The 14611-nt window shown below is 70.7% G+C and carries 13 protein-coding genes; all 13 read right to left on the reverse strand.

All coding sequences use genetic code 11. From position 1 onward, the window contains the following. Positions 1-6 precede the first annotated feature (6 nt). Positions 7-2082 (reverse strand): primosomal protein N', encoded by a 2076-nt coding sequence (locus BIV04_RS00930; RefSeq protein WP_255364099.1) that lies wholly within the window; start codon positions 2080-2082, stop codon positions 7-9. A 2-nt stretch (positions 2083-2084) separates the two neighbouring features. After that, entirely contained in the window at positions 2085-3311 is a 1227-nt protein-coding gene (metK, locus tag BIV04_RS00935) for a methionine adenosyltransferase (RefSeq protein WP_043592879.1), read from the reverse strand. Positions 3312-3437: 126 nt separating this feature from the next. Continuing rightward, the gene (gene rpoZ / locus BIV04_RS00940; protein WP_043592764.1) at positions 3438-3704 is read right to left on the reverse strand and encodes a DNA-directed RNA polymerase subunit omega; all 267 of its coding nucleotides are present in this window, start codon (positions 3702-3704) and stop codon (positions 3438-3440) included. Positions 3705-3781: 77 nt separating this feature from the next. After that, positions 3782-4696: a guanylate kinase gene (gene gmk / locus BIV04_RS00945; RefSeq protein ID WP_055972721.1), complete on the reverse strand. Its 915-nt coding sequence runs from the start codon at positions 4694-4696 to the stop codon at positions 3782-3784. After that, complete coding sequence (gene pyrF / locus BIV04_RS00950; RefSeq protein WP_071253393.1) at positions 4684-5538, reverse strand: orotidine-5'-phosphate decarboxylase; 855 nt, start codon at positions 5536-5538, stop codon at positions 4684-4686. Before pyrF ends, gmk begins: the two co-directional genes overlap by 13 nt. After that, the gene (gene carB, locus BIV04_RS00955) at positions 5535-8810 is read right to left on the reverse strand and encodes a carbamoyl-phosphate synthase large subunit (RefSeq protein ID WP_071253395.1); all 3276 of its coding nucleotides are present in this window, start codon (positions 8808-8810) and stop codon (positions 5535-5537) included. The genes pyrF and carB overlap by 4 nt, the downstream gene beginning before the upstream one ends. Then, positions 8810-9994, reverse strand: coding sequence for a glutamine-hydrolyzing carbamoyl-phosphate synthase small subunit (carA, locus tag BIV04_RS00960; RefSeq protein ID WP_071253397.1), 1185 nt, complete (start codon positions 9992-9994; stop codon positions 8810-8812). Before carA ends, carB begins: the two co-directional genes overlap by 1 nt. Next, a complete protein-coding gene (locus tag BIV04_RS00965; protein WP_071253399.1) occupies positions 9987-10508 on the reverse strand; it encodes a hypothetical protein in 522 nt (173 codons plus the stop codon). The genes carA and BIV04_RS00965 overlap by 8 nt, the downstream gene beginning before the upstream one ends. After that, positions 10505-11875, reverse strand: a complete 1371-nt coding sequence (locus BIV04_RS00970; protein ID WP_071253401.1) for a dihydroorotase — start codon at positions 11873-11875, stop codon at positions 10505-10507. Before BIV04_RS00970 ends, BIV04_RS00965 begins: the two co-directional genes overlap by 4 nt. Next, complete coding sequence (locus BIV04_RS00975; protein ID WP_071253403.1) at positions 11872-12828, reverse strand: aspartate carbamoyltransferase catalytic subunit; 957 nt, start codon at positions 12826-12828, stop codon at positions 11872-11874. The genes BIV04_RS00970 and BIV04_RS00975 overlap by 4 nt, the downstream gene beginning before the upstream one ends. After that, positions 12825-13418, reverse strand: a complete 594-nt coding sequence (pyrR, locus tag BIV04_RS00980) for a bifunctional pyr operon transcriptional regulator/uracil phosphoribosyltransferase PyrR (RefSeq protein ID WP_083396035.1) — start codon at positions 13416-13418, stop codon at positions 12825-12827. Before pyrR ends, BIV04_RS00975 begins: the two co-directional genes overlap by 4 nt. A gap of 132 nt (positions 13419-13550) precedes the next feature. Beyond that, complete coding sequence (gene nusB / locus BIV04_RS00985; protein ID WP_043592748.1) at positions 13551-13961, reverse strand: transcription antitermination factor NusB; 411 nt, start codon at positions 13959-13961, stop codon at positions 13551-13553. Positions 13962-13964: 3 nt separating this feature from the next. After that, positions 13965-14528 (reverse strand): elongation factor P, encoded by a 564-nt coding sequence (efp, locus tag BIV04_RS00990; RefSeq protein WP_043592746.1) that lies wholly within the window; start codon positions 14526-14528, stop codon positions 13965-13967. Positions 14529-14611: the final 83 nt, after the last annotated feature.

Raw genomic sequence — 14611 nt, forward strand, 5'->3', positions numbered from 1 at the left:
GGCGGGTCAGTCGGCGAACGGCTCGACGTCGTCGAACCGCACTCTGAGTGTAGGGACGGCGCGTGCGCGCTTCTGACCGAGCGCCTTGCGTCGGTCCGTCGCCGCACGGATGACCTGGGAGCGGAGGGCCTGGGCCACGTCGTGGCCCCGCCAGTAGTCGAAGCGGACGATCGCGCGGACCCCGGCGGACTCGACGTCCACCGGGCCGAGGGTCTCGGAACGGACCTCGTCGGGCAGGTCGTCGAGCGCACGCGCGACGGTGTCGACCGTGCCGGTCACGGTGGCCACGCGGACGGCCGGCGGGAAGCGCAGGACGCGGCGATCGGCGAGCTCGGCGGAGACGAACCGGGCGAGCTCCCAGGTGGCGAGGGCGGAGGCGATGGCGCCGCCCACCCCGACCAGCACGACCGGGGCCCGTCGTGCGGCCAGGGCCGTGGCGTTGGCCCACCAGCGGAGGCAGTCCTCGGCGACGCGGAGGCTCTCGCGCGCGAGCATGCGTTCGCCGTCGAGCAGCAGGACGGCCCGGTAGCCACCCGGGGCGACCGGCTCGGCCCCGCGGGTCGCGACGACGATGGCCGGGTCGGCGTCGACGTGGGTCAGGGCCCGGGTGCCGTCCGACACGATGATGCGGACCCCGGGGAACGCCTTGCCGAGCTCGTCGGCCGTCCGCGAGGCACCGGTGCCGACGGCCCTCATGCGCGTGCCTTCACAGGTGCGGCAGTGCCACGAGACGGCCAGGGCGCCGCACCAGGCGCAGGCCGGGGTCGCCCCGCGCTCGCGCTGCTGGAGCGGGCCGTTGCAGCGCAGGCAGCGCGCCGTGTCACCGCAGTCGACGCAGGCCAGACGAGGCGAGTAACCCGGCGAGGCGACCTGGATCAGCACCGGTCCGTGCTCGACCGCGGCCCGGGCCTCGGCGTAGGCCGAGGAGGGGATGCGGGCCTGCGCCGCGAAGCCGTCCGTGGCCGCCTGACGCACGGTCGGCACGACCCGGGGCTGGTAGCGCGGGTCCGGGCGCACCTCGGCCAGGAAGCCGATCTCGACGAGGCGCTGGACGTCGGTGCTGCGGGAGTGGCCGAGGAACACCAGGGCGGTGTCTTGCTGGGCCTGTCGGAGCAGAGCGGTGTCACGGGCGTGCACGTAGGGGGCGAGCGGCTCGCCGAAGGACGGGTCGCCGTCGTCGAACACCACGACGACCCCGAGCCTGGCCGAGGGCGCGAGCAGGACGGAGCGGTTGCCGACCACGACCACGGGCTCGTCGCCCCGGGCACGGAGCAGCGCACGGTACCGGTCGGCGTTGGACTGCCGGGAGTCGAGCCGCACGACGCGGTCGGGCGGGAGGACGGCCGTGAGGGCCTGGAGGACGTGCTCTTCGTCACGGTAGTCGGGGACGGCGACCACGGCGTTCTCGCCTGCGGCGACGGCGACCGCGGCGAGCTGGGCGGCCGTCAGCGCCCAGTGACCCACCCAGGCTCCGTCGGGCAACTCGACCAGCAAGGGCACGGCGTCGACCGCTGCGCGACCACGGGCAGCGACGAGCCCGGCGAGGTCGGCCGACCGGTAACCCACGACGACCGGGACGGGATCGTGGTCCCCGACGGGCGGCGCGGCGTCCGCGGGTGGGGGCGTGGCGTCCGCGGGTGGCCGCGTGGGGTCGGCGGGTTCCGGTGACGGCGAGGACGGGTTCTCGGCGGCGGCCAGGTACGCCTTCTCGACCCGGACCTGACGCGGAGGGACCGCGAGCCTCACGACGTCGCTGGCCGATCCGCCGGCCCGGTCGGCCACGGCACGCGCCAGGCGCCACACCTCGGGTGCCAGGACCGACACGGCCGACACGACGTCCTCGATCTCGGAGAGGTCACCGCCGTGCTCGGACGACGACGCGACCTCGACGACGAATCCGTCGGCGATGCGTCCGGCCGAGCGGAGGGGGACCTTGACGCGGATGCCCGGGGCGATCTGGTCGCGCAGCCGCTCGGGCACGGCGTAGTCGAACAACCGGTCGAGCTGCGGCAGGGGCGATTCGACCATCACCCGGACGACGCGCGGGCCGCCCTCGACGAGCGCATCGGCGACCCCCGCCACGATCAAAGCCCGGCGGCGGCCCGGAGGGCGTCGACGCGGTCGAGCGCCTCCCAGGTGAAGTCGGGCAGGTCGCGACCGAAGTGGCCGTAGGTCGACGTCGCCGAGTAGATCGGCCGGAGCAGGTCGAGGTCGCGGATGATCGCCGCCGGGCGGAGGTCAAACACCGTCTCGATGGCGGCCGTGATCACGTCGTCGCCGACGTGCCCCGTGCCGAAGGTCTCGACGTAGAGGCCGACGGGTGCGGCCCGCCCGATCGCGTAGGCCACCTGGAGTTCGAGCCGGTCGGCGAGGCCCGCGGCGACGGCGTTCTTGGCCACCCAGCGCATGGCGTAAGCGGCGGAGCGATCGACCTTCGAGGGGTCCTTGCCCGAGAACGCACCACCGCCGTGACGGCTCGCGCCGCCGTAGGTGTCGACGATGATCTTGCGACCGGTGAGGCCGGCGTCCCCTTGTGGGCCCCCGATCTCGAACCTGCCGGTCGGGTTGATGATGAACCGCGTGTCGGCGGACGAGAGCCCGGCCTCGTCGAGGACGGGGCGGATGACGTGCTCGATGACGTCGGACTCGAGCTGTTCGCTCGAGACCGCGGGTGAGTGCTGGGTCGACAGGACGACCGTGTCGACCGTCTTGGGCACGACCCCGTCGTAACCGACCGTCACCTGGGTCTTGCCGTCGGGCCGGAGGTAGTCGAGGGTGCCCGACTTGCGCACGGCCGCGAGACGCTCGGCCAGCCGGTGGGCGAGCCAGACCGGAAGCGGCATGAACTGGGGCGTCTCGTTGGTGGCGTAGCCGAACATGATGCCTTGGTCGCCCGCACCCTGACGGTTGAGCAGATCGTCGTCGCCGCCACGCGCCTCCAGGGCGGTGTCGACGCCCTGGGCGATGTCGGGAGACTGCGACCCGATCGAGACCTCGACGCCGCAGGTGCGCCCGTCGAAGCTCACGGCGGACGAGTCGTAGCCGATGCCCACGATGAGGTCGCGCACGATCGTCGGGATGTCGACGTAGCCCTTGGTGGTGACCTCGCCGGCGACGTGCACGAGCCCCGTGGTGACCATCGTCTCGACCGCGACCCTGCTGGCGGGGTCGACCGCGAGCAGCGCGTCGAGGATGCCGTCCGAGATCTGGTCGCAGATCTTGTCGGGGTGGCCCTCGGTGACCGACTCGGACGTGAACAGTCGCAGGGAGGTCGATGCGGTCGTGGCGGGGTCGGTCGTCGTGTCGGTCAGGCTCACGGTGTTCCTCTGGGTGTCGATCGGGGTGCGGACGCGATGAGGCCCCGCGGGATGGACTCCCGGGGGCCTCGTCAGATGATAGGACCGACCACCGTCAGAGAGGCTGGTCGTGTCGCCGCGCTACTCGGCGGGAGCCGCGAGCGGCTTCACCTCGAGCTTGTCCTCGTTGATCTCGTGCATGGCGACCGACAGGGGCTTGTCGTCGATCGAGCTGTCGACGAGGGGGCCGACGTTGTCGAAGAGGCTGCCCTCGTGCAGGTCGGCGTAGTAGTCGTTGATCTGACGGGCGCGCTTGGAGGCGAAGATGACGAGTGCGTACTTCGACTCGACCTTCGACAGCAGCTCGTCGATGGGGGGATCGATGATGCCCTGGTTCTTGTCGGCCATTGGTTGCTCCTCGTGTCGATGGGGGTCGGTGCCGACACCGCTCGGGACGAGCGTGGGCACCAAGATCGGGGCGCGGGTCACGCGCGGGTGCGGCCCGGTTCGGGCGCAGTCATCAATTCTACGACCTCACGGGCCGCTTCGGCCACGTCGTGGTTCACGACACGCGCGTCGAACTCGTCCTGGGCGGCCAGCTCGACCTTCGCCGTCTCGAGTCGACGCTGCTGTTCGGCGGCGTCCTCGGTGCCTCGACCGATGAGTCGACGAACCAGTTCGTCCCAGGTCGGGGGCAGCAGAAAGACGAGCACGGCCTCGGGCATCGCGGCCCGGACGAGTCGGGCGCCCTGCAGGTCGATCTCGAGCAGCACGCTGCGCCCCTCGTTCAACGCCGCGTCCAGTGGGGGGCGAGGCGTGCCGTAGCGGTAGGAGTTGTGGACCGTGGCGTACTCGAGCAGTTCGCGGTCACGGATCATGCGGTCGAACTCGGCGTCGTCCACGAAGTAGTAGTGGACCCCGTCGACCTCGCCGGGTCGCGGGGCACGGGTCGTCGCGGACACGCTGAGGTGCACGTCGGGATAGTTCTCGCGGATGTACGTCGAGACGGTGCCCTTGCCCACGGCCGTGGGACCGGCCAGGACGACCAACCGGGACCGGAGGCGCCCCTTGGCCTCGCGGACGGCGAGCCAGTCGCCGAGGATGCGGCGTTGCCTGACCCCGAGCCCGCCGACCCGTTTCGACTCGGCGATGCCGAGTTCGGTCATGATGCGGGCGACGCGGGTCGGGCCGATCCCCGGGATGCTCGTGAGCAGCTCACGGACCCTGAGCGACCCCTCGGGGCTCGTGGGTTCGCCGGCCCAGGCGGCCTCGGCGACGTCGAGGGCGCTCCGGGTCCGCGAGGCGACGGCGTTCTTCACGGCGGCGCGACCACGTCGTGCGGCCACGGCGGCGCGGGCCGCCGCGGCACGGTCGACGGGGGGCGGGGTCAGACGAGGCACGAACGCACCTCGTCGGCATCACGACGGACCGCGTCGGCGAACCCCGCCGGACCCGCCGAGAGGAGGGCACGGGAGGCGGAGACCAGCACGGCGCCGGCGGCAGGGCCGAAGAGTCGGGGGAGGTCGGCATAGGACGCGCCCTGGTGGCCGAACCCCGGGGCGAGCACCGGCGTCGTCGTCAGCCGGGCGGCGTCGATGCCGTAGTCGTCGAGGTCGACGGTCGCGCCGAGCACGAGGCCGACGCTGCCGAACGGGGCGTCGCCCGCCGTCTGGTTGTCATGGAGCACGTCGTCGACGATACCGCTCGCGACGGTCCCCTCCGCGCCGTGGGCGTCGGTCCGCACGGCCGTCTGGGTCGCCAACGCCTCGACGTTGGACGTCGCGGCCAACACGAACACGCCTGAGCCGACGGCCCGTGCCCGCGTCACGAGCCCGGTCATGGACTCGAAGCCGAGATAGGGCGAGACGGTCAGCGCGTCGACCCGCAACGGCGACGACTCGTCGAACCAGGCGTCACCGTAGCCGTCCATCGTCGAGCCGATGTCGCCCCGCTTGGCGTCACCGATCTGCAGCAGGCCCCGCTCGCGTCCGGCCTCGAGGACGTCCTCGAGGGCTGCGAACCCCGCAGAGCCCCAGCGCTCGAAGAACGCGACCTGCGGCTTGACGATCGAGGCCGAGCCGACCAGGCCGTCGACGACGCGCAGGCCGAACTCGCGCACTCCCGAGGCGTCGGCAGAGAGACCCCACTGGTCCAGGAGATAGGGGTGGGGGTCGATGCCGACGCAGAGCGGACCGGTCGCGGCGAACGCCGCCGCGAGCCGGTCGCCGAACGACGAGCTCACCGTCGGGCCGCCCGGGCGAGACCGTAGTCCTGCAGGCTCGTGACCTCGAGGTCGCTCTGCACGGCCTCGATCGAGGCGACTGCCGCTCCGAGCTGCGCGATGGTCGTGAAGAGGGCCTTGTCGGCCGCCACGGTCGCCGCGCGGATCTCGTAGCCGTCGGCTCGGGCGCTCGACCCGCTCGGGGTGTTGATCACGATGTCGACCTCGTCGGCGTTGATCAGGTCGACGACCGAGTGGCCCCCGTCGCTGAACTTGTCGACGGTGTCCGCGTGGATGCCGTTGCGCACGAGGACGGTGGCCGTCCCCTCGGTCGCCAGGATGCGGAACCCGAGTTGCTGGAGGCGCAGCACCGGCAAGACGATCGCCCGCTTGTCGCGGTCGGCGACGCTCACGAAGACGGTGCCCGACGTCGGCAGTCCACCGTAGGCGGCCGTCTGGCTCTTCGCGAACGCCCGGGGGAAGTCGCGGTCGATGCCCATGACCTCACCGGTCGAGCGCATCTCGGGGCTGAGGACGCTGTCGACGACCTGCCCCTCTTTCGTGCGGAACCGCTTGAAGGGCAGCACGGCCTCCTTCACCGAGATCGGCGAGTCGAGCGGGACGTCCGAGCCGTCCTGCTCGGGAAGCAGGCCGCCCTCCACCAGGTCTCGCACGCTGTGCCCGACCATGATCAGCGAAGCCGCCTTGGCCAGCGGGATGCCCAACGCCTTCGAGACGAAGGGCACCGTCCGGCTCGCCCGCGGGTTGGCCTCGATGACGTAGAGCACTCCGGCCGCGATCGCGAACTGCACGTTCAGCAGACCGGACACGCCGATGCCCTTCGCGATGGCGAGGGTCGCGTCGCGGACGCGGTCGATCTCGCCCTTCCCGAGGGTGACGGGCGGCAGGGTGCAGCTGGAGTCGCCGGAGTGGATGCCGGCCTCCTCGATGTGCTCCATGATGCCGCCGACGTAGAGCTCGGTGCCGTCGTAGAGCGCGTCGACGTCGATCTCGACGGCGTCGTCCAGGAAGCGGTCGACCAGCAAGGGCGCCTCGGGGCCGATGATGGCCTGGTCCGCGACCCGCTCGAAGTAGTCGGCGAGCGAAGGACTGTCGTAGACGATCTCCATGCCGCGGCCGCCGAGGACGTACGACGGCCGCACCAGCACCGGGTAACCGATCTCCTCGGCGACGGCGACCGCGCTGTCGTAGTCGGTCGCCGTGCCGTTGCGCGGTGCGAGCAGACCGGCGGCGTCGAGGATGCCCTGGAAGAGGCCTCGTTCTTCGGCCGAGTCGATCGCGTCGGGTGTCGTGCCGAGGATGGGCACGCCGGCCGCTTCGAGCCCCTTGGACAGGCCGAGCGCCGTCTGGCCGCCGAGTTGCACGACGACGCCGACGAGTTCACCGCTGGCGCTCTCGGCGTGGACGACCTCGAGGACGTCCTCGAGGGTGAGCGGCTCGAAGTACAACCGATCGCTCGTGTCGTAGTCGGTCGAGACCGTCTCGGGGTTGCAGTTGATCATGATCGTCTCGAAGCCGGCGTCGCTCAGGGCGAAGCTCGCGTGGACGCACGAGTAGTCGAACTCGACGCCCTGCCCGATGCGGTTCGGTCCCGAGCCGAGGATGATCACCTTGCGGCGGTCGCTGGCCACGACCTCGGTCTCGGTGTCGTAGCTCGAGTAGTGGTACGGCGTCAGAGCGGGGAACTCCCCCGCGCAGGTGTCGACGGTCTTGAAGACGGGGCGCACGTCGAGGGCGTGGCGGTGATCGCGCACCTGCTGCTCGGAGAGGCCGCGCAACTGGCCGATCTGGTCGTCGCTGAAGCCGTGGTCCTTGGCCAGCACGAGGGTGTCGGCGTCGAGCTCGGCGGCCGAGGCGACCTGCTCGGCGACCTCGTTGATCAACACGATCTGGTCGATGAACCAGGGGTCGATCTTCGTGGCGTCGAAGACCTGCTCGGCGGTGGCACCGGCCCGCAGGGCCTGCTGCATGGTGACGATGCGGCCGTCGGTGGGCGTCGACGACAACGCGAGCAGCGCCTCCTGGTCTCCGGGCTCACCCTGCCAGTGGAAGCTCGACCCGCGCTTCTCGAGCGACCGGAGCGACTTCTGCAGCGCCTGCGTGAAGTTGCGGCCGAGGGCCATCGCCTCGCCCACGCTTTTCATCGTCGTGGTCAACGTCGTGTCGGCCGCCGGGAACTTCTCGAACGCGAACCGGGGCACCTTGACGACGACGTAGTCGAGCGTCGGTTCGAAGGAGGCGGGGGTCACCTTCGTGATGTCGTTCGGGATCTCGTCGAGACGGTACCCGAGGGCCAGCTTCGCCGCGATCTTCGCGATCGGGAAGCCGGTCGCCTTGGACGCGAGGGCGCTGGAGCGCGACACGCGGGGGTTCATCTCGATGACGATGACACGGCCGTCCGCGGGGTCCACCGCGAACTGGATGTTGCAGCCGCCCGTGTCGACACCGACGCGACGGATGATGTCGATGCTGATGTCGCGCAGGTTCTGGTACTCGCGGTCGGTCAGGGTGAGCGCCGGTGCGACGGTGATCGAGTCGCCGGTGTGGACGCCGACCGGGTCGACGTTCTCGATCGAGCAGACCACGACCGTGTTGTCGGCCGTGTCGCGCATCATCTCGAGCTCGTACTCTTTCCAGCCGAGGATGCTCTCTTCGAGCAGGACCTCGGTGGTGGGGCTCTGGTGCAGGCCGTCGGTGACCATGCGGACGAGTTCGTCGCGGGTGTAGGCGAAGCCCGACCCGAGCCCGCCCATGGTGAACGAGGGACGGATGACCAGGGGGTACCCGAGGTCCTCGGCGTACTCGACGGCCTGGTCGACGGTCGTGGCGATGTGCGACTTGGCGACGTCGGCACCGGACTCGAGCACGAGCTTCTTGAAGAGCTGGCGGTCCTCGCCCTTCTGGATGGCCTCGACCTTCGCGCCGATCAGCTCGACGCCGTGCTTGGCGAGGATGCCCTCCTCGTCGAGCTTGATCGCCGCGTTCAGGGCCGTCTGCCCGCCGAGGGTCGGCAGGATCGCGTCGGGGCGCTCCTTCACGATGATCGCCTCGAGCACCTCGGACGTGATGGGTTCGATGTACGTCGCGTCGGCGAAGTCGGGGTCGGTCATGATCGTGGCCGGGTTGGGGTTCACGAGGATGACCCGGACGCCCTCTTCGCGCAGCACGCGGCAGGCCTGGGTGCCCGAGTAGTCGAACTCGGCCGCCTGGCCGATGACGATCGGCCCGGAGCCGATCACGAGGACGGAGTTGATGTCGTCACGCTTGGGCATCAGTTGCTGCTTTCGATGTCGGAGCCGAAGTCGACGGCCTGGCCGTTCTTGCGGGCGACGACCGCCTCGCGGAAGCGGTCGAAGAGGTGGTTGCTGTCGTGGGGGCCCGCGGCGGCCTCGGGGTGGTATTGCACCGAGAACGCGGGGATGTCGAGGGCACGGAGGCCCTCGACGACCTGGTCGTTCAGGCTGTAGTGGCTCACCTCCACCCGGCCGAAGCCGGCCGGCGAGTCGAGGACGCCGTCGATCGGCGCGTCGACCGCGAACCCGTGGTTCTGGCTGGTGATCTCGACCTTGTTCGTCGTCTTGTCGAGCACCGGCTGGTTGATGCCGCGGTGACCGAAGGGCAGCTTGTACGTGCCGAAGCCCAGGGCCCTGCCGAACAGCTGGTTGCCGAAGCAGATGCCGAAGTACGGCAGGCCGTCGCGCAGGGCGCCCTGGAGCAGCTCGACCTGCGAGTCGCTCGCCGCCGGGTCACCGGGGCCGTTCGAGTAGAAGAGGGCGTCGGGGGCGAGGGCGCGGAGCTCGTCGAGGGTCGTGGACTGCGGCAGCACGTGGACCTCGAAGCCGCGCTGCGCGAGGTAGCGCAGCGTCGAGGTCTTCACGCCCAGGTCGAGGACGGCGACGGATCCGATGCGGTCGCCCTCGGCCTGCAGCACGTACGGCTCGACCGTCGACACCTGACTCGACAGGTTGAGGCCGCGCATGTCGGCCCCGGCGGTGACGAGGGCGAGCTGCTCGTCGGGGTCGAGTCCGGCGTCGGGCCCGCTGAAGACCCCGCCCTTCATCGAGCCCACCTCGCGCAGACGGCGGGTCACGGCGCGGGTGTCGATGCCGCGGATGCCGACGATGCCGTCGGCGACGAGCTGGTCGTCGAGGCTGCCCTGTGCGCGGTGGTTCGAGACCACGCGGCTCGCGTCCCGGACGACGTACCCGGCGACCCAGATGCGGCGCGACTCGGGGTCGGTGTCGTTCACGCCCGTGTTGCCGATGTGCGGGGCGGTCATGACGACGATCTGACCGGCGTACGAGGGGTCGGTGAGGGTCTCCTGGTAGCCGGTCATGCCGGTCGCGAAGACGACCTCGCCGAGGGTGCGTCCGACGGCGCCGTAGGCGCGACCCGTGTACCGGGTGCCGTCGGCGAGGACCAGCACGGCCCTGTCGGTGGTGGAGGCGTCAGTCAATGGTCTTCTCCTTGGTGGTGCCGGCCCCGGGGGCCGTGGGGACGAGGGTGCGGATCGCCGCGACGACGGGGGTGGGGTCGTCGGTGAAGCGCAGGTAGGTGTCGAGGTCGACGTCGCCGAGGCGCCAGCCGACGAGCACGAGGCCGTCGCGCTCGACGACCCGGTCGATGGTCCAGGTCGCGCGGTCGACGCCCCGCATCGAGGAGGCGCGGATCAGCACGGCGGGTTCGCCCGCGATCTCGAGGCGCACGCCCTCGGCGTGGACGGACACGATCGCCCGCCCGCGGAACCCGAGGCCGTGGACCACGACACGGTCGAGCGGGTCGCCGCCTCGTGACGTCGCGACGTAGAGGGCGTCGACCGCCACGACGGGGTCCGACAGGTCGTCGGGCGCCCGGTCGGGGGCGGGGATGTCGGACTGACGGCGCCCGCGGGCCCGCCAGGACCGGGCCATCAGGCCGATCAGCAGCCCGACGCCGACGAGGATGAGGGCAGCGATGATCCACTGGCTCATCGGGCGGACGTCCCCGCGGTGGCGGCGAGGGCGGCGGCGCTGTCGACGAGTCGGGCCGCGTGGGCGACGACCTCGCTGTCGACGACGTGGCCGTCGACCACGGTCGCGTAGCCCTGGTGGAAGGTCGCCCGCACCTGACCGGGCAGGACGCGTCCGAGGTAGGGCGAGTTGCGGCTCTTGCCCGCGAGGTGCTCGGTCGAGAACGTGCGGGTCACCTCTCGATCGTAGAGCGTGAGCTCGGCGGGCTCGCCCACGGCGAGGGGACGCCCGTGCCCGGTCACCTGGCCGATGGCGGCCGGGGTGAGCGACATCACCCGCGCCACGTCGGCCCAGCCGATCAGACCCGTGTCGACCATGGTGTGGTGGACGACCGAGAGGGCGGATTCGAGACCGACCATGCCGTTGGCGGCGGCGTCCCACTCGCAGCACTTCGCCTCGGAGGTGTGCGGGGCGTGGTCGGTGGCCACGATGTCGATCGTGCCGTCGGCCAGCGCGCCACGCAGCGCGTCGACGTCTTCCGAGCGTCGCAGCGGTGGATTGACCTTGTAGCGCGAGTCGTAGCCCGACACGAGGTCCTCGGTCAGCAGCAGGTGGTGCGGGGTGACCTCGGCCGTGACCTCGATGCCGCGCGACTTGGCCCAGCGGATGACCTCGACGCTGCCCGCGGTCGAGACGTGGCAGACGTGCAGTCGGGCGCCGACGTGGTCGGCGAGGAGCACGTCGCGGGCGATGATCGCCTCTTCGGCGACCGCGGGCCAACCGCCCAGGCCGAGCTCGGCCGACAGTGCGCCCTCGTTCATCTGGGCGCCCTCGGTGAGCCGGGGCTCCTGGGCGTGTTGGGCGAGGACTCCCCCGAAGCCCTTGATGTACTCGAGGGCCCGACGCATCAGCAGCGGGTCGGCCACGCAGGACCCGTCGTCGGAGAAGACCCGGACGGCGGCACGGGAGCGGGCCATGGCTCCGATCTCGGAGAGGTGGGTGCCCTTCAACCCCTGGCTGACGGCACCGATCGGGCGGACGGTCACGAAGCCGGCGCGCTCCCCCAGGGCCTGCACCTGTTCGACGACTCCCGCGGTGTCGGCCACGGGCGACGAGTTCGCCATGGCGTTGACGGCGGTGTACCCGCCGGCGGCCGCGGCGCGCGAGCCGGTCAGCACGGTCTCGCTGCCCTCGCCCCCGGGCTCGCGCAGGTGGGTGTGCAGGTCGACGAGGCCGGGCAGCAGGAGCAGGCCGTCGGCGTCGGTGACCGTCGCGGCGGCGGCGGTCAGACCGGTGCCGAGCTCGACGACGACGCCGTCGCGGACGACGACGTCCGTCCGGCTGCCGTCGACGGTCTCGGCGCCCCGGATGAGGTGGGTGGTGGTCACGATGCGTCCTCTCGGTCGCCGGCGAGGGTGAGGTAGAGCACGGCCATGCGGACGGCCACGCCGTTGGTGACCTGCTCGCGGACGGTCGAGCGCGGCGAGTCGGCGGCCTCGTCGCTGATCTCGAGGCCGCGGTTCATCGGGCCGGGGTGCATGACGAGCGTCGACTCGGGCAGCGACCGGAACCGCATCGCGCCCAGGCCCCAGGACCGGGCGTACTCGCGCGGATTGGGGAAGAACGCGTCGTTCATGCGCTCTTGTTGGATGCGCAGCATCATGACGACGTCCGGTCGGACCTCGGCCAGGGCCTCGTCGAGGTCGTAGCGGACGTCGACGCCGAAGCGGCTGACGTCCACCGGGATCAACGTGGGAGGCGCGACCACCGTCACGTGGGCACCGAGCGTCCGCAGCAGCCACGCGTTGGACCGGGCGACCCGGGAGTGCAGGATGTCGCCGACGATCATCACCTCGACGCCGTCGAGGTCGCGCCCTCGGCTCGCCGCCCCGTGGACGCGACGACGGATCGTGAAGGCGTCGAGCAACGCCTGAGTGGGGTGCTCGTGGGTGCCGTCACCCGCGTTGACGATGCCGGCCTCGACCCAGCCGCTGTCGGCGAGCACGCGTGGGGCACCGCTCGACGGATGGCGGATCACGATGCCGTCCGCCCCCATGGCGGCGAGGGTCTGGGCCGTGTCCTTCAGGGACTCGCCCTTCGAGACGCTCGATCCCTTCGCCGCGAAGTTGATGACGTCCGCACTGAGACGCTTGGCGGCGGCCTCGAACGAGATGCGCGTGCGAGTGCTGTCCTCGTAGAACAGGTTGACGACCGTGATGCCGCGGAGCGTCGGAAGCTTGCGCACCTCGCGGGTGGCGACGTCGGCCATGTCCTCCGCGACGTCGAGGACGCGGATCGCCTCGTCACGCGAGAGATCGGCGGTGCTGAGCAGGTGCCTCACCGGTTCGCCCCCGGGGTGGTGACGGGCGCGGGGTCGGGACCCGCGCCTCCTGCGGTCGTGCCGTCGTCGATGGCGACGAGTTCGTCGTCGTCGACGCCGTGCAGTCGCACGAAGATGCGCTCGACGGTCGAGGTGGGCAGGTTCTTGCCCACGAAGTCCGCGCGGATCGGGAGCTCGCGATGCCCCCGATCGACGAGGACGGCGAGGCGGACCGCCCGGGGCCGACCGATCGAGCTCAGCGCGTCCAGCGCGGCACGGATGGTCCGACCCGAGTAGAGGACGTCGTCGACGAGGACGACGGTCTTGCCGTCGATGCCGCCGGAGGGCACCGAGGTGGGGCGGGGCGACCGGGTGGGCTGCCGCCGGAGATCGTCGCGATACATCGTCACGTCGACCGACCCGACGGGCACGGTGCTGCCCGAGATGGACGAGAGGCTCGCGGCGAGGCGGTCGGCGAGCACGACGCCGCGCGTCGGGATGCCCAGGACGACCAGGTCGTCGGCGCCCTTGTTGGACTCGAGGATCTCGTGCGAGATGCGCGTGAGGGCACGCGCGATGTCAGCCTGACTCAGCACGGTACGGGTGCTCAATCGGACCTCCTTCCCCGCCTCTCGGGACGGAATTTAAAGGATGTCGGTGTGGGTGGCTCAACCCTATCGGTTCGTCACATGACCGAGGAGTCGACCGGTGACGATCGGTCGGTGGTGATCAGCCCTCGACCGTCAGTCGGCGGTCGCGATGCGGCCGAGCAGTCCGTTGACGAACGAGGCCGAGTCGTCGGTGCTGAGCGTCTGGGCGAGTTCGACGGCCTCGCTGATGGCCACGGCGTCGGGGATCTCGTCGTTGTGGCGGAGCTCCCAGATGCCGATGCGGATGATTCCGCGGTCGAGGGTGGGCATGCGCGCGAGGGTCCAACCCTGCGAATACGTCTCGATCAGTTCGTCGATCTCGTCCCGATGGTCGATGACACCCTGGACGATGTCGCGGGCGTAACCCCAGCTGGACCCACGCTCGGGCTGGTCGAGGGCCCGTTGGGTCTCGGCGACCAGAGCGTCCGTCATGCTGATCTGACGGATGTCGGCGACGTACAGGACGTCGAGGGCGCGTTTGCGCGCCTTGGTGCGTGCGCTCACCGACTAGTCGTTGACGCGGCCGAGGTAGCCGCCGTCGCGCGTGTCGACCTTGACCTTGGTGCCGGTCTCGAGGAACAACGGCACCTGGATCTCGTAGCCGGTCTCGACGGTGGCGGGCTTCGTGCCGCCGGTCGACCGGTCGCCCTGGAGGCCGGGCTCGGTGTAGGTGACCTCGAGGATGACCGAGGCGGGCAGCTCGATGTACAGCGGGTCGCCGTCGTGCAGGGCCATCTGCACGTTCTGGTTCTCGAGCATGAAGTTCTTCGCGTCGCCGACGATTGTGGCGGGCACGTTGATCTGGTCGTAGTCGCTCGTGTCCATGAACACGTAGCCGTCGGCCTCGGCGTAGAGGTACGTGTACTCGCGACGGTCGACGTTGGCGAAGTCGATCTTGGTGCCGGCGTTGAACGTCTTGTCGACGACCTTGCCCGACATCACGTTCTTCATCTTCGTGCGGACGAACGCTCCACCCTTGCCCGGCTTGACGTGCTGGAACTCGATGACGTTCCAGAGTTGACCGTCGAGGTTGAGGACGGCACCGTTCTTGATGTCGTTGGTAGTCGCCATGCGCGAATGATCCGTTCGGGGTGGTGGGAGGTCGGCCGGAATCGGCCATCGTCGAGTGTAGCGGACGCCCTGACGGGTCGGAG

Source organism: Frigoribacterium sp. MCBA15_019, from assembly GCF_001864945.1.
GTDB lineage: Bacteria > Actinomycetota > Actinomycetes > Actinomycetales > Microbacteriaceae > Frigoribacterium.